Below are 20299 nucleotides of genomic sequence, written 5' to 3'. Positions count from 1 at the left end.
GCAAGCCATGACAACGAAAATCAGAACGTGGGCCTTGAGAATCGCGGTCGTTGCCGCGCTTGCCGCCGCCGCTTTCTTCGTCTGGAAGTTCCTCCAGCCGCAGGGCCTGCCGACTGGGATTGCCGCGGGCAACGGCCGGATCGAAGCGGTCGAGATCGATATCGCGGCCAAGACCGCCGGACGGATCCGGGAGATACGGGTCAAGGAGGGCGATTTCGTCCAAGCCGGGCAGGAACTGGCGAGAATGGACACGGCCGTTCTGGAGGCGCAGTTGCGCGAAGCGGAGGCGCAGATGCAACGGGGGCGCATCGGCGTCGAGACCGCGCGCAGCCAAGTGGCCCAGCGTGCAGCCGAGCACCGGGCCGCCGAGGCCTTGATCGCGCAGCGCAAGGCCGAGCTCGACGCCACGCAAAGGCGGGTCGCGCGCAGCGAGGAACTCGCGTCAAAAGACTTTATTCCCGTGTCGAAGCTGGACGATGACCGTGCCGCGTTTCAGGCGGCCACGGCGGCGGCAAGCGCCGTGCAGGCGCAGGCGGCCGCCGCGCAAGCCGCCTTGGGACGGGCCAGGTCCGATGTCATCGCCGCCGAGGCGGCGGTGGATGCCGTGGCGGCGACCATTCAGCGCATCCGGGCCGATCTCGACGACAGCGTGCTCAAGGCGCCGCGCGACGGCCGAGTCCAGTACCGCGTCGCCCAGCCCGGCGAGGTGCTGTCACCCGGCGGCGTGGTGCTGAACATGGTCGACCTGACCGATGTCTATATGACCTTCTTCCTGCCGACGGAACAGGCCGGCCGCGTCGCGCTCGGCGCCGAAGCGCGGCTCGTGCTCGATGCCGCCCCGCAATACGTGATCCCGGCCAAAATCTCCTTCGTCGCCGACGTCGCCCAGTTCACGCCCAAGACGGTGGAAACGGCGGAGGAGCGGCAGAAGCTGACGTTCCGCATCAAGGCGCGCATCGACCCGGATCTGCTCGCGCGGCATCTGCACCAGGTCAAGACCGGCCTGCCAGGCATGGCCTACGTGCGGCTCGACCCGCAGGCCGACTGGCCCCCTGACATGCAGGTCCGGTTGCCGCAATGAACGCGAATCGGCGCGTGATGGAGAGCGGGCCGGCAGCCCCGCCGGTGGCGCGACTGCGAGAGGTGGGCTTGCGCTATGGCAAGACCCGCGCGCTCGATGCGATCAGCCTCGATGTCCCGGCCGGCTGCATGGCCGGGCTGATCGGCCCGGACGGGGTGGGCAAGTCCAGCCTGCTGGCGCTCATCGCCGGCGCGCGCGCCATCCAGACCGGCCGGGTCGAGGTGCTCGGCGGCGACATGGCCGATGCGGGCCATCGCCGCACAACCTGCCCGCGCATCGCCTACATGCCGCAAGGGCTGGGCCGCAACCTCTATCCCACGCTGTCGGTGCGCGAAAACCTCGATTTCTTCGCCCGGCTGTTCGGCCACGATGGCGGCGAACGCCGGCGGCGCATCGAGGCGCTGACCCGTGCCACCGGCCTGTTCCCGTTTCTGTATCGCCCGGCCGGCAAGCTCTCGGGCGGCATGAAGCAGAAGCTCGGCCTGTGCTGCGCGCTGATTCACGACCCCGAACTGCTGATCCTGGACGAGCCCACCACCGGCGTCGATCCGCTCTCGCGGCGGCAGTTCTGGGAGCTGATCGACGCCATCCGCGCGAACCAGCCCGGCATGAGCGTGCTGGTGGCCACCGCCTACATGGAGGAGGCGGCGCGCTTCGACTGGCTGGCGGCGATGGACGGCGGGCGGGTACTGGCGACCGGCGCCCCGCCGACGCTGCTCGAACGCACCGGCGCCGCCTCTCTGGAAGCCGCCTTCATCCGCCTGTTGCCGGAAGACAAGCGCCGGGACTATCGGGAAGTGGAGATCCCGCCGCGCCCCGCCGAGGCCGACGGCGAGGTCGCCATCGAGGCGCGGGATCTGACCATGCGCTTCGGCGATTTCACCGCGGTGGACCATGTGAGCCTGCGCATCACCCGCGGCGAGATCTTTGGATTTCTCGGCTCCAACGGCTGCGGCAAGACCACCACCATGAAGATGCTCACCGGCCTGCTGCCGCCGAGCGAAGGCCGGGCCTGGCTGTTTGGGCACGAAGTGGACCCGCACGATCTGGCGACCCGCCGGCGCGTCGGCTACATGTCGCAGTTCTTCTCGCTCTACACCGAGCTGACGGTGCGGCAGAACCTGGCGCTGCACGCACGGCTGTTCCATGTGCCCGCCGCCGAGATCCCGCGGCGAGTGGAGGAGATGGTGGCGCGCTTCGATCTGGAGGACGTGACCGACAGCCTGCCGGACCGATTGCCGCTTGGCCACCGTCAGCGCCTGTCGCTCGCGGTGGCGATGATCCACAAGCCGGAAATGCTGATCCTGGACGAGCCGACCTCGGGCGTCGATCCAGTGGCGCGCGACGCCTTCTGGCGTATCCTGGTCGAACTCTCGCGCCGCGACGGCGTGACCATCTTCATTTCCACCCATTTCATGAACGAGGCCGAGCGCTGCGACCGCATCTCGCTGATGCACGCCGGCCGCGTGCTCGTCACCGGCGCCCCCGCCGCACTTGCCGAGCAGCGGGGCGTGCCCACGCTGGAAGAAGCGTTCATCCGCTCCCTCGAAGACGCGGCTGCGACCGGTCGCGGGAAGCCGGTGGAACNNGGACACCCCGCTGCGCCCGTGACCGGCGGTGCGCCGCGCATCCATGCCAAGCCGCGGGGCTGGCGGCGCTTTTTCGACCCGCGACGCACCATCAGCTACGCGCGCCGCGAAGCCCTGGAGCTGCGCCGCGATCCCATTCGCCTGACCCTGGCGCTCCTGGGCAGCGTCATCCTGATGTTCGTGATGGGCTACGGCATCAGCCTCGATGTCGAGGATCTGACCTTCGCGGTACTGGACCGCGACCAGACCACGGTCAGCCGCGATTACACGCTCAACCTCGCCGGATCCCGGTACTTCATCGAGCGGCCGCCGATCGCCGACTATGGCGACCTCGACCGTCGCATGCGCTCGGGCGAGCTGAGCCTGGTCATCGAGATTCCACCCGGCTTCGCCCGCGACCTCGCCCGCGGCCGGCCGGTCGAGATCGGTGCCTGGATCGACGGCGCCATGCCGACCCGGGCCGAGACCGCCCGCGGATACGTGCAGGGCATGCATGCCCACTGGCTGGCCACCAAGGCGCGCGAGGCCGGCTACGGCGACCGGCTCGCCGGCCTGGTCAACATCGAGACGCGTTTTCGCTACAACCCGGACGTGAAAAGCCTGGTGGCCATGGTGCCGGCGGTGATTCCGCTGCTGCTGATGATGATCCCGGCCATGCTCGCCGCGCTCAGCGTGGTGCGCGAGAAGGAACTCGGTTCGATCACCAACTTCTATGTCACGCCCACCACGCGGCTGGAGTTCCTGCTCGGCAAGCAGTTTCCCTATCTGGTCCTGTCCTTCCTGAGCTTCCTGCTGCTCACGCTGCTCGCGGTGACCGTTTTCGGCGTGCCGCTCAAGGGCAGTTTCGCGACGCTCGCCGCCGGCGCGCTGCTCTATGTCGGCGCCGCCACGGCCATCGGCCTGTTGATATCGACCTTCACGCGCAGCCAGATCGCGGCGCTCTTCGCCACCGCCCTGCTGAGCATCCTGCCGGCGGTCAACTTCTCCGGGATGATCGATCCGGTGTCGTCGCTCGAAGGGGCGGGTCGGGTGATCGGCGAGCTGTATCCGACCACGCATTTCCTGACCATCGCGCGCGGCACCTTCTCGAAGGCGCTGGGTTTTGCCGACCTCAGGGCCGCCTTCGTGCCGCTGGCGCTGGCCGCGCCGATCCTGCTCGGGCTGGCCGCCGCGCTGCTGAAGAAGCAGGAGCGCTAGCCCATGCGCGCGGCCAACATCCTTCATCTGGGCATCAAGGAGCTGCGCAGCCTCGTCCGCGACCCGATCATGCTGGTGCTGATCGTTTATGCCTTCACAGTCGGCGTCTACACCGCCGCCACGGCCATGCCGGAAACCCTCAACAAGGCGCCGATCGCCATCGTCAACGAAGACCAGTCGCCCCTGTCATGGCGCATCGTCAGCGCCTTTNATCCGCCTCATTTCATGCCGCCCGAGCTGATCGGTCAGGCCGAGATGGACGCGCGCATGGACGCCGGCCTCGACACCTTCGCGCTCGACATCCCGCCCGACTTTCAGCGCGACCTGCTCGCCGGGCGGCGTCCAACCATCCAGCTCAACGTCGACGCCACGCGCATGAGCCAGGCCTTCGCCGGCAGCGGCTATATCCAGGCCATCGTCGGCGACGAGGTGCGCGCCTTCGCGCAGCGCTATCGCGACGTGCCGGAGTTGCCGGTCGAACTGGCGCTGCGGGCGCGCTTCAATCCCGAGCTCGACAAATCCTGGTTTGGCGCCATCATGGAGGTCATCAACAACGTGACCATGCTCTCCATCGTTCTCACCGGCGCGGCGCTGATCCGCGAACGCGAGCACGGCACCGTGGAACACCTGCTGGTCATGCCGGTCACCNCCTTCGAGATCATGAGCAGCAAGGTGTGGGCCATGGGTCTGGTGGTGCTGGCCGCCTCGGCGGTCGCCCTGACCGTGGTGGTGCAGGGCTGGCTCGCCGTTCCGATCGAAGGCTCGCTCGCGCTGTTCCTGGCCGGGGCGGCGCTGCATCTGTTCGCCACCACCTCCATGGGCATCTTCCTCGGTACCGTCGCCCGCTCCATGCCCCAGTTCGCCCTGCTGCTCATGCTGGTGCTGCTGCCGCTGCAGATGCTCTCCGGCGGCGCCACGCCGCGCGAGAGCATGCCGGAGTTCGTCCAGTTCGTGATGCTGGCCGCGCCCAACACCCATTTCGTGATGCTGGCCCAGGCGATCCTCTACCGGGGCGCCGGGTTGGCGGTCGTCTGGCCGCAGTTCCTCGCCATCGCCGCCATCGGGTCGGCGCTGTTCGGCCTCGCGCTCATTCGCTTCCGCCGCACCATCGGCACCATGACCTGAACATGCGAACAGGAAGCAAACGACCCTCAGGAGGTATGCGCGAGGATTTCTCCGCGGGATGAGTCTCCTGATCCTCCCGCTGGCGAGTTTGTGGTCTTTCCCGGCGTTGGCGTCGGGGCAGACCAAGGCCGGTACGTTGAGTCTCGTACTCGAAAACGACCTCTTCTACAACACGGACGGCAATTACACCAACGGGGTGCGCGCCGCCTGGTTGTCGGCGCCGGACCAAGCGCCTGAATGGGCGCTGCGGGCGGCCCGACGGTTCNCCTTTTTTCCAGAGAACGGCACCGTGCGCACCAGCTACGCCCTCGGACAGAATATGTATACACCCCAAGACATCGAGATCCCGAATCCACCGCTCGATGACCGCCCCTATGCCGGCTGGCTCTTCGGCTCGGTTGGGCTGATCGCCGAAACGGGCCAGCGCCTCGACCAACTGGAGCTGACCCTCGGCATCGTCGGACCGGCCTCGCTTGCCGAGCAGACACAGAAGTTCGTCCATGAGATCACGGACTCGACGAAGCCGCGCGGCTGGGACACCCAGCTCAAGAATGAACCGGGTGTCATTCTGACCTACCAGCGCAGCTGGCGCCGCTTCATCGAGGAAACGGCGCTCGGTAACACCTTCGACATGACACCCCACGCCGGCGGCGCCATCGGCAATGTGTTCACCTATGCCAACGCCGGCCTGACGCTGCGCCTCGGCCGGCGCCTGCCGCACGATTACGGCCCGCCGCGCATCCAACCGAGCCTGCCGGGTTCGGGCTTCTTCGTGCCGCAGAATGGGTTCGGCTGGTATCTGTTCGCCGGCGTGGAGGGGAGGGCGGTCGCCCGCAACATCTTTCTCGATGGCAATACCTTCCGCGACAGCCGCAGCGTGGACAAAGAGCCGCTGGTCGGCGACCTCCAGTTCGGCTTCGCGCTGACTTGGAGCGACGTGCGCCTCGGCTATACCCACGTGCTGCGCACCCGGGAGTTCAAGACCCAGGGCAAGACCAGCGAGTTCGGGGCTGTCAGCCTTTCTATCCAGTTTTGATGGAATCGCCGATGCGCTCAGCGGCCCTTGAGGACTTCGCACCTGCTTCCCGCACTGACCTCTGTTCAGCGTTTCCGTCAGGCCATCATCTTGCCTCTCGGCAACGTCCCCATGATCGAAGACCGGCACCGCGTCTGGTACAACCCGAACCAGAACGAAGCCTGGTTCATCCCCATCTCGGAGCTGCTGACCGTCATCACCGTCATGGCCATCATGCTGCCGGCCGTCGCCGCGGTGCGCGAGAAGGAGCGCGGCACCATGCTGGAATCGACGTGTTGTGGGACTCTCTGTTGGCATTGACACTGCTTGGGATTGGAATCTTCGTTTTCGGCGTGCGGCGATTCCGGCGGAAGCTCGTATGACTCGATCAAACCTGGCAGCGCGACTCCGGCGGCAACCTGGCTTTCTCTTCCTCCAGTCGCGTGATCTCTTTAAGCGACATGTGAATGGGGTTCACGGGTCAGCCAGAAATGCGTTGCCATTAGCAGTGGGGAAGCAATGGAGTTGAGGCATTTGCGCTGCTTCCTCGCTGTAGCCGAGGAACTCCATTTCGCACGTGCCGCTGAGCGGCTACACATCGAACAGTCGCCGTTATCGCGCGCCATCAAGGAGTTGGAAGAGGACTTGGGTGTGCAACTGTTCGTGCGCACCACACGGAGCACTCGGCTGACTCATGCCGGCAAGTTGTTTTTAGAGCATGTGCCTCGTGTCTTCACCGTCTTGGAGCAGGCCCGCGATTGCGCGAAGGCAGCGGCCAACGGTTTTCACGGCCAGCTGCGCATCGCCTTGTCTGACGGCATTACACCAACGTGCTTTTCATCCCTGTTAGCACTCTGTCGGCAGGAGGAGCCTGAGATCGAGATTCGTCTGTCCGAGGTTCCTTTGTCGCAGCAGATAAAGGGGCTTCATGACGATCTGTACGACATAGGGTTTGCTCAGTTGGATGAAGCTGGCGATGGGCTCATTGCGGAACCTGTCTGGCACGATCCATTGATGGTGGCTGTACCAGCGCGGCACCCCTTGCTCGCTTACAAGCGTGTACCATTGGACGAGGTGTTGCGCTACNCCCTGGCACTCGGCGATGCGCATACATGCGAAGGACATGCTCGCCAAATTGATCGTGCTTTGCGTCAATCAAGTCTGGAGCCGTTGATTGCCGAACGAGTCGCGTCCTTCGATCTGATGATGACCCTGGTGTCGGCAGGTTTTGCGCTCGGGCTGGTGGGCGCATCGCAGATTACTGCCAGCCGTGAGCCCAGCGTGGTGGCCCGGCCGCTGGCTGGTCGTTCGTACATGCTCACGACTTACCTGTTGCGCGTGGATAGCAAGCCGTCAGATGCCTTGGCACGTTTCATCGAACGAGTCCTTGCCATTGATCCCCCAAGAGGANAAACCTCTGCTGCACTTGAACGAACAGATCCACCGGAGGAAATCGAGCCATGAAGAAGATCATCCCGCTTCTGCTTGCTGCAATGCTGGTGGCTTGCGGCAAACCCGAACCTACCCAGACAAGCAGCAGCCCTGCGCCAATCGAGACGGTCGAATCGCTCGCAGCCAATCCCGAACGGTTGAAGGCGCTGCGCCAGCAGTGCAAGACAGATCGAGCAAAGCTCGGCGATGAACTCTGCAACCGAGTAGCCGAAGCGACCAACCGACGCTTCCTCGGTGATGGCAAAACGCCCTACACGCCGCCGAAGGAGCAGCCCAAGTTCTGACAGCGGACGATTTTCAACAAAACTTCATTTAGTTTCTCGACACGCCGCAGCGCGCCGTCGCTTTCGGTGTTTTCCTTTCTTTGTCCCCTGCATGAATTCATGCGTTATCAGGCATCTTTGTCCCGATAACGGTCTTTGACCGGCCTTGATCCAGCCCCGAATCTCGCGAGTGCGGCACGTTTTCGTGCCGCTTGTCGCACAGGAGAAATCGGGAGGCCAGGATGCAAGGTCAAGGTGTGCTGTTCGGGCAGATTGCCGTTGTCTTCGGCATTGTGATCGCCGGTGTGTGGAGTGCCACACAATGGACAGCTGCCGCCCTGGGCTACCAACTACGCCTGGGCCTGCCCTGGTTCGATTTCTTCGGCACGCCGGTCTATCACCCTTGGCGGTTGTTCGAGTGGTGGTTCTTTTTCGATGCGTATGCACCGCGCATCTTCGACATCGGCGGAGCGATCGCAGGCGGCAGCGGCTTGGTTGCCGTCCTGGTTGCCATCGGCATGTCGGTGTGGCGTTCGCGGCAATCGAAGCTGGTAACGACCTACGGCTCAGCGCGCTGGGCTGATGCGACCGACATCCGCAAAGCCGGCCTGACCCAGCCGACCGGCGTTTTTCTCGGCCTGCATGACGGCCAATACCTTCGTCATGAAGGCCCGGAGCACGTCCTGACCTTCGCGCCGACGCGCTCGGGCAAGGGTGTCGGCCTGGTGGTGCCCACGCTGCTCTCCTGGCCCGCGTCCACCGTGATCCACGACATCAAGGGCGAGAACTGGTCCATCACCGCCGGCTGGCGCTCGCGTTTTTCGCACTGCCTGCTGTTCAATCCCACCGACCCGAAGTCAGCGGCCTACAACCCGCTGCTGGAGGTACGGCGCGGCGCGCATGAGGTGCGCGACGTGCAGAACATCGCCGACATCTTGGTCGATCCCGAAGGCGCGCTGGAGCGCCGCAACCACTGGGAGAAGACTTCGCACGCGTTGCTGGTCGGCGCCATCCTGCATGTGCTCTATGCGGGCGAGGACAAGACTTTGCGTGGCGTCGCCAACTTCCTGTCCGATCCGGCATGCCCGTTCGAGCTGACGCTGCACCGGATGATGACGACGCGGCACCTGAGCGATGCCCCGCATCCCGTGGTCGCCTCGGCCGCGCGCGAAGTACTCAACAAGAGCGACAACGAGCGCTCGGGCGTGCTGTCCACGGCCATGTCCTTCCTTGGCCTGTACCGCGATCCCACGGTGGCCGAAGTCACCTCGCGGTGCGACTGGCGCATCGCCGACCTGATTTCGGCAGAACATCCGGTATCGCTGTACCTGGTCGTGCCGCCGTCCGACATCAGCCGCACCAAGCCACTGGTGCGCCTGATCCTCAACCAGATCGGCCGACGGCTCACCGAATCGCTCGACGGCAGCGACGGCATCGCGCGCCGCCATAAGCTGCTGCTGATGCTCGACGAGTTTCCGGCACTGGGCCGCCTCGACTTCTTCGAGACGGCGCTGGCGTTCATGGCCGGCTACGGCATTCGCAGCTTCCTGATCGCGCAGTCGCTCAATCAGATCGACAAAGCCTACGGCCAGAACCATTCCATCCTCGACAACTGCCATGTCCGGGTGACGTTCGCCACCAACGACGAACGCACGGCCAAGCGCATCTCCGAAACGCTCGGCACCGCGACCGAGCTGCGCGCGCAGCGCAACTATGCCGGCCACCGGCTCGCGCCGTGGCTGGGCCACCTGATGGTGTCGCGGCAGGAAACGGCGCGCCCGCTGTTGACGCCGGGTGAGGTGATGCAACTCCCGCCGGACGAGGCGGTGGTGATGGTATCCAGCGTCGCCCCGATCAAGGCGAAGAAGCTGCGCTACTTCGCGGATGCCAACTTCAAGCGGCGCGTGCTGCCGCCACCGACGCTTGCGGCCAGCCGCTACGCCGATGCGCCGCCTTCGCGGCCCGACGACTGGAGCGGACTGGCGATCCCCGCCGTACCAGCCGCGCCCTCCGCCGTGGCCTGACCGGCAGCGACACCANGTACGACCGACGACGGCGGACCGCGCCGCCAGCCAGAGCTATCCGAGGTCGCCGAGTACCACCCCGAACAGGAGCCCGCGAGCGACGACCTGGCGCTGCTCGATGACGACGACTTGCCGCTGCCGCTTCCACGCCAGCTCGACCCGGCCACGCAGCGCACGGCCCGGCTGGCGTCCCTCGATCCCGACGACGGAATCCAGCTATGAGCCAATACCGCCTCAACCTGTTCATTCCGCNCCGAGCACGCCAAGCGTCTGGACGAACTGGCTGCCAAGAAAGGCGTGTCCAAGTCGTCCATCGTCGCGGCGGCGCTGGCGTCGTGGCTGTCGCCGGACGCGGGCGATCAGCGCGAGGCGGCCATCGCCAAGCGGCTTGATCGCCTGTCGCGCCAGTTCGAGCGGCTGGAGCGCGACCAGAACATCGAGATCGAGACGCTGGCGCTGTTCATCCGCTACTTCCTGACCGTCAGCATGCCGGTGCCCGAGGCGCACCAGGAAGCGGCCCGTGCCCAGGGCAAGGCGCGCTTCGAGCAGTTCGTCGAGCAGCTCGGCCGCCACCTGCTGCGCGGGCGCAGCCTGGTGCGGGACGTGGTGGAGGAATTGCAGCCAGATAGTGCGCGGCTGGACGAAGCAGCGGCGTTGGCCGAAGCCCAGGAGCGTGCGTCATGAGCGCGCAACCAGAATCTTTCGCCTCCACGTCGCTTGACCGGCGCATCCGCATGCTGCGCACGGCCATGGGGCCAGTGATTGCCGCCGCGCTGGAAGACCCGGACGTGGTGGAAATCATGCTCAACCCCGACCGAACGCTCTGGGTTGACCGCCTGTCGTCCGGCCGCGCACCACTGGGCGTGGAACTGTCCGAGCAAGATGGCGAACGCATCATTCGGTTGGTTGCGGCGCACGTCGGTGCGGAAGTCCATCGCGGCCAGCCACTCTTGACCGCCGAGCTGCCTGAGACGGGCGAACGCTTCGAGGGCATCCTGCCGCCCGCCGCGCCGGGGCCTGCCTTTGCGCTACGCAAGCGCGCCGTAAACATCATCGGCCTGGAGCGTTATGTAGCCGACGGCATCCTGTCCGCCCCACAGGCCGAGTTCCTGCGCCATGCGGTGCGGGAGCGGCAGAACATCCTGATCGCTGGCGGTACCAGCACCGGCAAAACCACGCTGGCGAACGCCTTGCTCGCCGAGATCGCCGCCACCGGCGACCGTGTGCTGGTGCTCGAAGACACCATCGAGCTGCAATGCGCTGCACGCGACCACGTGCCGCTGCGCACGCGTGCTGGCGTCGTGTCCATGACCGAACTGGTGCGCGCCACGATGCGGCTGCGCCCCGACCGCGTGGTCGTCGGCGAGGTGCGCGGCGGCGAGGCCCTGGATCTGGTGAAGGTTTGGGGCACCGGCCACCCCGGTGGCATCGCCACCATCCATGCGGGCTCCGCGCTGGGCGCGCTGCTGCGCCTGGAACAGTTGGTTCTCGAAGTCGCAGTGAATCCGCCGCGCGCACTGATCGCCGAGGCAGTGAACGTCGTCGTGTTCATCGTCGGCCGCGGCCGCAAACGCCGCATCGAAACCATAGCTCGTGTCGCCGGCTTCGACGGCGCGGGCTATCGCCTGGCGGACGTACTGGAAACGCCGCTTCCAGAGCTGTCTCCGCTGTCTTCCGTCGCTCCTTCCCCGTCCCTCAATCCCTCTGGAGAACTGCCATGACGCACGCCCATGCTTTCCGCTTTTCCGTAAATCCGGCTTCGATCCTCACACGCCTGCGCCGTCTGGCCGAGCCTGCGCATCACGGCCTGCTGCTGGCCGGCGTGATGCTGATGACCGCCGGCACGGCGAAAGCGGCCGGTTCCTCGATGCCCTGGGAAGGGCCGCTGCAGTCCATCCTCGAATCCATCCAGGGGCCGGTGGCTCGGATCATCGCGGTCATCATCATCATTTCCACCGGCCTTGCGCTGGCCTTCGGCGACACGTCAGGGNGCTTCCGCAAGCTGATCCAGATCGTCTTCGGCCTGTCCATCGCGTTCGCCGCGTCCTCATTCTTCCTGTCGTTCTTCAGCTTCTCCGGCGGAGCCGTCGTATGAGCACGGCCAACGACCTGCCGGGTTTCGAGATTCCGCTGCATCGCTCACTGACCGAGCCGATCCTGCTGGGCGGTGCGCCGCGCACCGTGGCGATTGCCAACGGCACGCTGGCCGCCGCCGTGGGCCTGGGCCTGCAACTGTGGATTCCGGGCTTGGTGCTCTGGATCGTCGGCCACGCGCTCGCGGTCTGGGGTGCGCGCGTCGATCCGCAGTTCATGCAGGTGTTTGCCACCCACCTGAAACACAAGCCGCTGCTGGACGTGTGAGGACCATGCCATGCTGAACCTCGCCGAATACCGCCAGCGCCCAGCCTTGCTTGCCGACTGGCTGCCCTGGGCCGGTCTGGTCGCGCCGGGTGTCGTGCTCAACAAGGATGGCAGTTTCCAGCGCACGGCGCGCTTTCGTGGACCGGACCTGGACAGTGCGACGCAGGGCGAGCTGATCGCTACCACGGCACGGTTGAACAACGCGCTGCGCCGGCTTGGCACAGGCTGGGCGCTGTTCGTCGAAGCCGAACGCAGGCCAGCAGCAGACTATCCGCACTCGGATTTCCCGGAGCCGTTGTCTTGGCTGGTGGACGAGGAACGTCGCGCGACCTTTGAGGAATCGGGCAACCACTTCGAGAGCGGCTATCACCTCACGCTCCAATACCTGCCGCCCGAGGAGTCCCGCGCTCGCGCGGCCAAGCTGCTCTACGAGAATACGCCCACGCAAGGCGTGGACTGGCGCGAACGCCTGTCGGCCTTCGTCGCAGAGACCGACCGCATCTACGATCTGCTCGACGGCGTGATGCCGGAGATCGACTGGCTCGATGACAGCCAGACGCTGACCTACCTGCATGCGACTGTTTCGACGCATCGCTACCGCATCGGCGTGCCGGAAGTGCCGTTCCATCTCGATGCACTGCTGGCCGATGCTCCGCTGGTCGGCGGCCTCGCGCCCATGCTAGGCGACCAACACCTGCGCGTGGTGACGGTGCGTGGCTTCCCGACCTCGACCTGGCCGGGGATTCTGGACGACCTCAACCAGCTCGGTTTCGCCTACCGCTGGAGCACGCGCTTCCTGTGCATGGACAAGGCTGAGGCCGAGAAGGAGCTGGGCCGCCTGCGCCGGCAGTGGTTTGCCAAACGCAAGAATGTCCTCGCACTACTGCGCGAAACCATCTTTCAGCAGGAGTCGCCGCTGGTCGATACCGACGCCAGCAACAAGGCCGCTGATGCGGACTCGGCCTTGCAGGAACTGGGCAGCGACCAAGTCGCCTTCGGCTACGTCACCGCGACCGTGACCGTGCTGGATGCCGACGCTAACGCAGCCGACGAAAAGCTGCGCATGGTGGAGCGCGTCATCCAGGGCCGTGGCTTCGTGACGATCCCGGAGACGCTGAACGCCGTGGAGGCCTGGCTGTCGTCGGTGCCTGGGAATGCCTACGCCAACGTGCGCCAGCCCATCGTCTCGACGCTGAACCTCGCGCACCTGATGCCGGTATCGGCGGTGTGGGCTGGGCCTGAGAAGAACGCCCACCTCGACGGCCCGCCGCTGATCGTCACCCGCACCGAGGGCGCAACACCGTTCCGGCTGGTGACGCACATTGGCGACGTGGGGCATACGTTGGTGGCCGGCCCGACCGGCATGGGTAAGTCGGTTCTGCTCGCCACGCTGGCGATGCAGTTCCGCCGCTATCCCGGCTCGCGCATCTTCGCCTTTGACATGGGGCGTTCGATGCGCGCCACCATTCTCGGCTTGGGCGGCGAGCACTATGACCTGGGTGCCGACGGTGCGATCGCGTTTCAGCCGCTCGCCCGCATCGACCGGGAAGGCTATCGCACCTGGTCCGCCGAGTGGGTCGAAGGCCGCCTGCGACACGAGGGCATTGCGGTCGGTCCGGACGAGAAGGTGGCCATCTGGTCGGCGCTCGGCAGTCTTGCGGGCGCGCCCGTGGAGCAACGCACGCTCACCGGCCTGTCGGTGTTGCTGCAATCCAACGTACTGCGTCAGGCGCTCGCGCCCTACGTGCTCGGCGGCGCTCACGGCAAGCTGCTGGACGCCGACAGCGACCGGCTGGGCGTGGGCGACGTCCAGGGCTTCGAGATGGAGGAACTGATGCACAGCAAGGCCGCGGTGCTGGCCGTGCTGGGCTACCTGTTCGCGCGCTTCGATGAGCGTTTCGATGGCGCACCGACGCTGTTGATCCTTGATGAAGCCTGGCTGTTCCTGGATGACCCGGTGTTCGCGGCGCGCATTCGCCAGTGGCTCAAGACGTTGCGCAAGAAGAACGTCAGCGTCATCTTTGCCACGCAGTCGCTCGCCGACATCAAGGACTCAACCATCGCGCCCGCGATCATCGAGAGCTGCGCCAGTCGCATCTTCCTGCCAAATCCGCAGGCCACCGAACCGCAGATTCGCACCATCTACGAGGGCTTTGGGCTCAACAGCCGACAAATCGAGATCGTCGCCACCGCACAGCCCAAGCGCGACTACTACTACCAGTCGCGTCTCGGCAACCGCCTGTTCGATCTTGATCTCGGGCCGGTCACGCTCGCCTTCGCGGGCGCTTCGACGCCCCAAGACCAGCGCGCTATCGACAGCGTACTGCGCGATGCCGGAACACCGGGCTTCGCAGGCGCCTGGCTGCGTCATCGCAGCCTCGATTGGGCGGCCGACCTATTGCCGTCCGCTCCGTCGGCCTCGTCATTCCTTGCTTCTCAACCTCTGGAGGTTTCGCCATGAAAAACGTCTTCTTGCCGTCGCTGCCGCCGCCTTAATCGGTGCCATGCCCGTCGCACAAGCGCAATGGGTCGTCATTGATCCGACCAATCTCGTGCAGAACACGATGACGGCGGTTCGCACGCTGGAGCAGATCAATAACCAGATCAAGCAGCTTCAGAACGAAGCGCAGTCGCTGATGAACGAGGCTCGCAACCTCGCAAGCCTGCCGTTCAACGTGGTCAATCGTTTGCGGGCCAACCTGGACACCACGCGGCAATTGATTGCCCAGGCTCGGGGCTGGCCTTCGACATCCAGAATATGGATCAACAATTCGCGCAACTGTACCCGGAGCAGTACGCCGCCACCGTGAGCGGCAACCAGATGTTCCAGGATGCACACCAGCGCTGGCAAAACACGCTCCAAGGCTTGCAGACCGCCATGCGTATGCAGGCGCAGGTGTCGCAGAACCTGAACCAGGATGAGGGTGTGCTGGCCGATCTGGTCGATCAGAGTCAATCGGCCACCGGCGCCTTGCAGGCCATGCAGGCCACCAATCAGCTCCTGGCCCTGCAAGCCAAGCAGTCCATCCAGACACAGCAGCTCCAGCTCACGCAGGGTCGCGCGGCCTCGTTGGAACTGGCTCGGCAGGCTGCCGCCGTTGAGCGTGGCCGCGAGGTGACGCGCCGCTTCCTCGGTAGCGGCACGGCGTACACGCCGCAGTTCGTGAACTTCTACGGCAACTGACGGATGCGGCCATGAACGACGTTTCCGTCATCGACCGTTTCCTCAATGTCTTCTCCACGTACATCGATTCGGGGTTCGGCCTGCTGCACGGTGAAGTCGCTTTCCTGACCGCGACGCTGGTGGCGATCGACATGACCCTGGCTGGCCTCTACTGGGCGCTGAGTCATGCCACCGGCCAGGGCGAAGACGTGATGGCCAAGCTCCTGCGCAAGGTACTCTACGTCGGAGCCTTCGCCTACATCATCGGCAACTTCAACTGGCTTTCCGGCATCGTATTCCGGTCCTTCGCCGGCTTGGGCCTGACGGCTTCGGGCTCGACCCTGAGCATGGAGACCTTTCTGCAGCCGGGGCGCCTCGCCAAGACCGGTATCGACGCCGCTGCGCCCATCCTGCAACAGATTAGCGAGATGGCCGGCTTCCCGGAGGTATTCATCAATATCGCACCCATCGTCGTGATGTTCCTCGCCTGGCTGATCGTCATCGTCTGCTTCTTCGTGCTGGCGGTGCAGCTCTTCGTCACGCTGATCGAATTCAAGCTGACCACGCTCGCCGGCTTCGTATTGGTGCCGTTCGCGCTCTGGAACAAGACGGCGTTCCTTGCCGAAAAGGTGCTCGGCAACGTGGTGTCCTCGGGCATCAAGGTGCTGGTACTGGCCGTGATCGTGGGCATCGGCACGGGGCTGTTCGCCGAGTTCCAGGTCACACCCAGTGAGCCATCCATAGACCACGCGCTGGTGGTGATGCTGGCCTCGCTCGCCATGCTCGCACTCGGCATCTTCGGCCCCGGCATCGCTACGGGCCTGGTATCCGGGGCGCCGCAGCTTGGTGCGGGTGCGATGGCAGGTGCAGCATTGGGCGCGGCCGGTACTGCCGTCGCGGTCGGCGCTGCCGCGACCGGCGTAGNNGCAGCGCGGTTATGGCCGGAGCGCGCATGGCACCCGCTGCCACCAAGCTGGCTGCCAGCAGCGCGCGTGCCGCAGCCTCGACCGCAGGCAGTGCGCGGTCGGCATATCAAGCGGGTTCCGCAGTGGCCGGCGGTGGTCTCAAGGGCGCTGCTGCCGGCTTGGGTAATGTCGCCAAGACCGGTGCGCAGGCAGTCGGCCAAAGGCCGCCGCCGGGATGCGCTCCATCGGGCANGCGCGCGGCGGCGGCCTTTAGTTCCGACGATGCGGGGCCGGTATCCGGTGCCGCTGCCGCACCAGGCAAATCCACCTCCGGCGAAGCCAATACCGGCGCTGCTGACCAGCAGCAACAGCCTCAACCCGCCTGGGCCAGGCGCCTGCACCGCCGGCAGCAGATCAGCCATGCCGCCACGACCGCCGCCCACACGCTGCGCGGAGGCGACGGCGGCGGTTCGAGCAGCGGCCCGAGCCTGCGCGATTCCGACGATTGAAGCGATTCACAAGGAGAATCAACCATGCGATTCAAACGACCGCAGGTGCGCTACGCCGATACGCCGCAGCCTGCCACCCCGTACCAGTCCGCCGCCCAGGTATGGGACGAGCGCATCGGCTCGGCCCGCGTGCAGGCGAAGAACTGGCGGCTGATGGCCTTCGGTTGTCTGGTGCTTGCGTTGTTGATGGCCGGTGGCTTGGTCTGGCGCTCGGCGCAGTCCATCGTCACGCCCTATGTGGTGGAGGTGGACCAGGCAGGCCAGGTCCGCGCCGTCGGCGAAGCCGCCACGCCGTACCGGCCGAACGATGCGCAGATCGCCTACCACCTGGCGCACTTCGTCACGCTGGTTCGCTCGCTGTCGATTGATCCCATCGTCGTGCGGCAGAACTGGTTCGATGCCTACGACTACACCACCGACCGCGGCGCGGGTGTGCTCAACGAGTACGCCCGCACCCATGACCCGTTCGCGCGAGTCGGCAAGGAGTCGGTCACGGTGCAGATCACCAGCGTCGTGCGCGCCAGCGACGCGTCGTTCAACGTTCGCTGGACCGAGCAGCGCTTCGTCAATGGCGCGCCGGCCGGCACCGAGCGCTGGAACGCCGTGATTGCCACCGTCCTGCAAACCCCGCGCACCGAGCAACGGTTGCGCAAGAACCCGCTGGGCATCTACGTCAATGGCCTGTCGTGGAGCCGAGAACTCGATGCCACCGAAGGAGCCAAGCCATGAACCTGCCTTTCCGTTTTTACGCTTTCGTGTTGATGCTTGCAGCCTCAGCTCTATCGTTGCAGGGCTGCGCCACGCAGGGCACGCCGCCACCGGCCATCTCGCTCGATGAACCGGTGCAGGCGCAGCCGCTGCCCGAACCGCCCAAGCCGGTCGAAGTGGTCGAGGTGCCCAGGGTGCTGCCGATGCCGGCGCAGATGAAGCCACTGCCGGAGGGCGGCGACACCAAGACAGCGCCCGAACCTGCCGATGAAAGGCTCCGGGTCTCGCGTGCCAATGCCGAGGCGCGTATCGCGCCCACGCGCGAGGGCTACGTCAATGCGATCCAGGTCTGGCCCTTCACCGATGGCGCGCTGTACCAGGTCTATGCGGCGCCGGGACGGGTGACGGTGATCTCTCTTCAGCCCGGCGAAGAGCTGGTGACGGTCGCCGCCGGCGATACGGTGCGCTGGATCGTCGGTGATACCTCCAGCGGCACAGGCGATGCGCTGCGCGTCAGCGTGTTGGTCAAACCGATCCGCTCGGGCCTCAAGACCAATCTGGTCATCACCACCAGTCGGCGCACCTACCTGATCGAACTGACCTCGACCGAACGTGCCTGGATGGCGTCGGTGTCGTGGGAATACCCGAAAGATCGGATGTTGGCCTTGCAACGCCAGGCACAGGCCGCACAGGCGACGACACCGGTCGATACCGGTTTGTCGCTGGAGAAGATTCGCTTCCGCTACGCCATCAGCGGCAGCACGCCGCCGTGGAAACCGCTGCGCGCCTTCGACGATGGAGAGAAGGTCTATATCCAGTTTCCGCCGGGTATCGCCCAGGGCGAACTGCCGCCGCTGTTCGTGATCGGCGCGCAGGGGGACGGGCAACTGGTGAACTACCGTTTCCGCTCCCCGTACTACATCGTGGATCGGCTGTTCGGTGCGGCCGAACTGCGCCTGGGCGGTGACAAGGGCGACGTGGTGCGGATCGAGCGCACGGATGGCATTGCGCGGGGAATTGACCATGAGCCAGNNGACGACACCCCCGACCTTGCCGCGCCGCAGGCTGACAAGGTTGCCCCGGAATCGGTGACGTTGCGCGCGCAGCCTCGCCCGGTGACGCGCCTGAACCGGCGCACCTTGGCGATCCTGGCCGGTGGCCTTGCCGTGGCCGTGTTGGGTGCCACGATGTGGTCGCTGCAACCGCGCAAGCGCAGTGCGAGCGAACAGACCGAGCTTTACAACGTAGATCGGGTGTCGCGCTCGGAAGGGCTGGACCAGCTTCCGGCCGATTACTCCAAACTGCCGCAGGCCTTGCCACCGCATGTGCCAGAGCTGGGGCCGCCGCTGCCGGGCGACTTGGGGCCAGCCATCGTGAAATCGCAGCAGCCGGTGGGACCCAATTACACGCCGCCCGGCCATGCTCCGGCTACCGCCGAGCACGACGCATACCGCAAAGAAGCGGAAGCGGCGGCGGGGGCATCGGTATTCTTCCGTTCCAGCAACCAGCGCGCCGCTGCCGCACTTGCGCAGGTGGCTACTGCCAGTCCGGCGCCCGGCCTATCGGGCTTCGATCCGATGGCTGCCGGGCCAGCCTCGACCGCAGCGCAGCCGGCCGATCCGACCGCCGTGCAGAACCGGCAGGACCAGAAAGAGGCGTTCCTGAAAGGCGGTTCCACGGAAACCCGCAATTCCGGGAACCTGAAAATGCCGGCCACGCCGTATCAGGTCATGGCCGGCACGGTGATCGCGGGTGCTCTGGTCACAGGCATCAAGTCCGATCTGCCGGGCGATGTGATCGCCACCGTGACGGAGCCGGTCTATGACACGGCCACCGGCAAGTTTCTGCTGATCCCGCAAGGCTCGCGCATCCTCGGCCGTTACAACAGCCAGGTGAGCTACGGGCAAAGCCGCGTGCAAGTGGTGTGGAACCGGATCATCCTGCCCGACACATCCTCGCTGATACTGGACAACCTGGCTGGCACCGACCCGGCTGGTTACGCCGGCCTGGAGGATGGCGTCGATTGGCATTGGGATCGCATCTTCGCCGGCGCTGCGCTGACAACGCTGCTGGGTGTCGGTGCCGAACTGGCCGCGCCGGAGAACCGCCAGAACGGTGATCGCGTCATCAACGCTGGGCGTAACAGCTTGCAGGACAGCGTGAACCAGGTTGGCCAAGAGATGACCCGGCGCAACCTCAACATCCAGCCCACCTTGACTGAGCGGCCGGGCCTGCCGGTGCGCATCATCGTCAATCGGGATCTGGTGCTGCGGCCCTATCAGCCGCTTTTCTTCAATCGGGGGACTTCACGATGAGCACTACGCGCANAGCTGCGGCTGGGTCCGCTGCCCAAGACCGAGAGCATCAAGCTGACTTTCACGTGTCCGACGAGCCTCAAGGCGGACCTTGATCGCTACGCCGCACTGCACGCGCAGACTTATGGCGAAGCGGTGGATGCGATGGCGCTGATCCCATACATGCTGGAGGCGTTCATGGCTGGGGATCGAGGGTTCAGGAAGGGGCAGATGAGCAAGAGCGCACGATCAGCTCCTGGATGAGATGCAGACAGAGGTTTCGTGCGCCAGCCACTCAACTGGTATTGTCCGATACCAGAAGGACAGCTATGCCCCTTGCGCTTGGCTGTACGCGATAGGAAANCATGGAGCGGAACGGAAATCATGGGAGGCTTTGATGTAGTCGAGCCATTGATTGGCGAGACTTGGGTGGTGGATGGTCAGGTAGTGGCATCACCACCTGGCGACACCGATGCGCTGTACATCCGGCCGATGCTGCACCGGAGGGGAGCGGTGCCTCCCGGAACGAAGGTGCTGCACTCGCTGGTGCTCGACAACAACGTGTTGACCGACATGATCGAAGGTCGGCGTTCGGCCAATACCGACTACCTGG

The 20299-nt window shown here is 65.5% G+C and carries 14 protein-coding genes and 5 pseudogenes; all 19 read left to right on the top strand.

Features of this window, described 5'->3' with window-relative positions; all coding sequences use genetic code 11:
• Positions 1-7 precede the first annotated feature (7 nt).
• The 19 genes and pseudogenes from HZY77_RS07185 (at position 8) to HZY77_RS07095 (ending at position 19950) form a co-directional block, all read left to right on the top strand.
• Positions 8-1081, top strand: a complete 1074-nt coding sequence (locus HZY77_RS07185; RefSeq protein ID WP_296820168.1) for an HlyD family efflux transporter periplasmic adaptor subunit — start codon at positions 8-10, stop codon at positions 1079-1081.
• Positions 1078-3867 (top strand): ribosome-associated ATPase/putative transporter RbbA, encoded by a 2790-nt coding sequence (gene rbbA, locus HZY77_RS07180; RefSeq protein ID WP_296820165.1) that lies wholly within the window; start codon positions 1078-1080, stop codon positions 3865-3867. Before HZY77_RS07185 ends, rbbA begins: the two co-directional genes overlap by 4 nt.
• A 3-nt stretch (positions 3868-3870) precedes the next feature.
• Positions 3871-4992 (top strand): ABC transporter permease, encoded by a 1122-nt coding sequence (locus tag HZY77_RS07175; protein WP_296820163.1) that lies wholly within the window; start codon positions 3871-3873, stop codon positions 4990-4992.
• A 58-nt stretch (positions 4993-5050) separates the two neighbouring features.
• A complete protein-coding gene (locus HZY77_RS07170; RefSeq protein ID WP_296820161.1) occupies positions 5051-6028 on the top strand; it encodes a lipid A deacylase LpxR family protein in 978 nt (325 codons plus the stop codon).
• A gap of 111 nt (positions 6029-6139) precedes the next feature.
• Positions 6140-6328: a hypothetical protein gene (locus HZY77_RS07165; RefSeq protein WP_296820159.1), complete on the top strand. Its 189-nt coding sequence runs from the start codon at positions 6140-6142 to the stop codon at positions 6326-6328.
• Between the two features lie 198 nt (positions 6329-6526).
• Positions 6527-7471, top strand: coding sequence for a LysR substrate-binding domain-containing protein (locus tag HZY77_RS07160; protein ID WP_296820157.1), 945 nt, complete (start codon positions 6527-6529; stop codon positions 7469-7471).
• The gene (locus HZY77_RS07155; RefSeq protein ID WP_296820154.1) at positions 7468-7743 is read left to right on the top strand and encodes an EexN family lipoprotein; all 276 of its coding nucleotides are present in this window, start codon (positions 7468-7470) and stop codon (positions 7741-7743) included. Before HZY77_RS07160 ends, HZY77_RS07155 begins: the two co-directional genes overlap by 4 nt.
• A 221-nt stretch (positions 7744-7964) precedes the next feature.
• Positions 7965-9968 (top strand): annotated as a pseudogene (locus HZY77_RS07150) (conjugal transfer protein TraG).
• Positions 9965-10430 (top strand): annotated as a pseudogene (locus tag HZY77_RS07145) (CopG family transcriptional regulator). The pseudogenes HZY77_RS07150 and HZY77_RS07145 overlap by 4 nt, the downstream one beginning before the upstream one ends.
• Positions 10427-11467 carry a P-type conjugative transfer ATPase TrbB gene (gene trbB / locus HZY77_RS07140; RefSeq protein ID WP_296820152.1) on the top strand — a complete coding sequence of 347 codons (1041 nt, stop codon included), beginning with the start codon at positions 10427-10429 and terminating at the stop codon, positions 11465-11467. Before HZY77_RS07145 ends, trbB begins: the two are co-directional and overlap by 4 nt.
• Positions 11464-11841 (top strand): TrbC/VirB2 family protein, encoded by a 378-nt coding sequence (locus HZY77_RS07135; RefSeq protein ID WP_296820150.1) that lies wholly within the window; start codon positions 11464-11466, stop codon positions 11839-11841. The genes trbB and HZY77_RS07135 overlap by 4 nt, the downstream gene beginning before the upstream one ends.
• Positions 11838-12107 carry a VirB3 family type IV secretion system protein gene (locus tag HZY77_RS07130; RefSeq protein WP_296820148.1) on the top strand — a complete coding sequence of 90 codons (270 nt, stop codon included), beginning with the start codon at positions 11838-11840 and terminating at the stop codon, positions 12105-12107. Before HZY77_RS07135 ends, HZY77_RS07130 begins: the two co-directional genes overlap by 4 nt.
• A 10-nt stretch (positions 12108-12117) precedes the next feature.
• Positions 12118-14568 carry a conjugal transfer protein TrbE gene (gene trbE, locus HZY77_RS07125; protein WP_296820145.1) on the top strand — a complete coding sequence of 817 codons (2451 nt, stop codon included), beginning with the start codon at positions 12118-12120 and terminating at the stop codon, positions 14566-14568.
• A 43-nt stretch (positions 14569-14611) separates the two neighbouring features.
• A pseudogene (trbJ, locus tag HZY77_RS07120) lies at positions 14612-15291 on the top strand (P-type conjugative transfer protein TrbJ).
• A gap of 11 nt (positions 15292-15302) precedes the next feature.
• Positions 15303-16684: pseudogene (trbL, locus tag HZY77_RS07115) on the top strand (P-type conjugative transfer protein TrbL).
• A gap of 24 nt (positions 16685-16708) precedes the next feature.
• Complete coding sequence (gene trbF, locus HZY77_RS07110) at positions 16709-17413, top strand: conjugal transfer protein TrbF (protein ID WP_296820142.1); 705 nt, start codon at positions 16709-16711, stop codon at positions 17411-17413.
• A pseudogene (gene trbG, locus HZY77_RS07105) lies at positions 17410-18405 on the top strand (P-type conjugative transfer protein TrbG); the annotation flags it as partial. The gene trbF and the pseudogene trbG, both read left to right, overlap by 4 nt.
• A gap of 3 nt (positions 18406-18408) precedes the next feature.
• Positions 18409-19707, top strand: a complete 1299-nt coding sequence (locus HZY77_RS07100; protein ID WP_296820859.1) for a TrbI/VirB10 family protein — start codon at positions 18409-18411, stop codon at positions 19705-19707.
• A 15-nt stretch (positions 19708-19722) separates the two neighbouring features.
• Positions 19723-19950: a DUF2274 domain-containing protein gene (locus HZY77_RS07095; RefSeq protein WP_296820858.1), complete on the top strand. Its 228-nt coding sequence runs from the start codon at positions 19723-19725 to the stop codon at positions 19948-19950.
• The last annotated feature ends 349 nt before the right edge of the window (positions 19951-20299 follow it).

It is taken from the genome of Thiobacillus sp. (assembly GCF_013693775.1).
In the GTDB taxonomy this organism is placed as follows: Bacteria; Pseudomonadota; Gammaproteobacteria; order Burkholderiales; family Thiobacillaceae; genus Thiobacillus.
The sequence above is the reverse complement of the archived record's forward strand: the minus strand, read 5'-3'. Positions and strand labels throughout refer to the sequence as shown.

Bases quoted from the DNA above. Each gene is read 5' to 3' on its own strand.
- trbF (WP_296820142.1), top strand. From the start codon at position 16,709: ATGCGATTCAAACGACCGCAGGTGCGCTACGCCGATACGCCGCAGCCT.
- trbB (WP_296820152.1), top strand. From the start codon at position 10,427: ATGAGCGCGCAACCAGAATCTTTCGCCTCCACGTCGCTTGACCGGCGC.
- HZY77_RS07130 (WP_296820148.1), top strand. From the start codon at position 11,838: ATGAGCACGGCCAACGACCTGCCGGGTTTCGAGATTCCGCTGCATCGC.
- HZY77_RS07155 (WP_296820154.1), top strand. From the start codon at position 7,468: ATGAAGAAGATCATCCCGCTTCTGCTTGCTGCAATGCTGGTGGCTTGC.
- trbE (WP_296820145.1), top strand. From the start codon at position 12,118: ATGCTGAACCTCGCCGAATACCGCCAGCGCCCAGCCTTGCTTGCCGAC.
- HZY77_RS07165 (WP_296820159.1), top strand. From the start codon at position 6,140: ATGATCGAAGACCGGCACCGCGTCTGGTACAACCCGAACCAGAACGAA.
- HZY77_RS07185 (WP_296820168.1), top strand. From the start codon at position 8: ATGACAACGAAAATCAGAACGTGGGCCTTGAGAATCGCGGTCGTTGCC.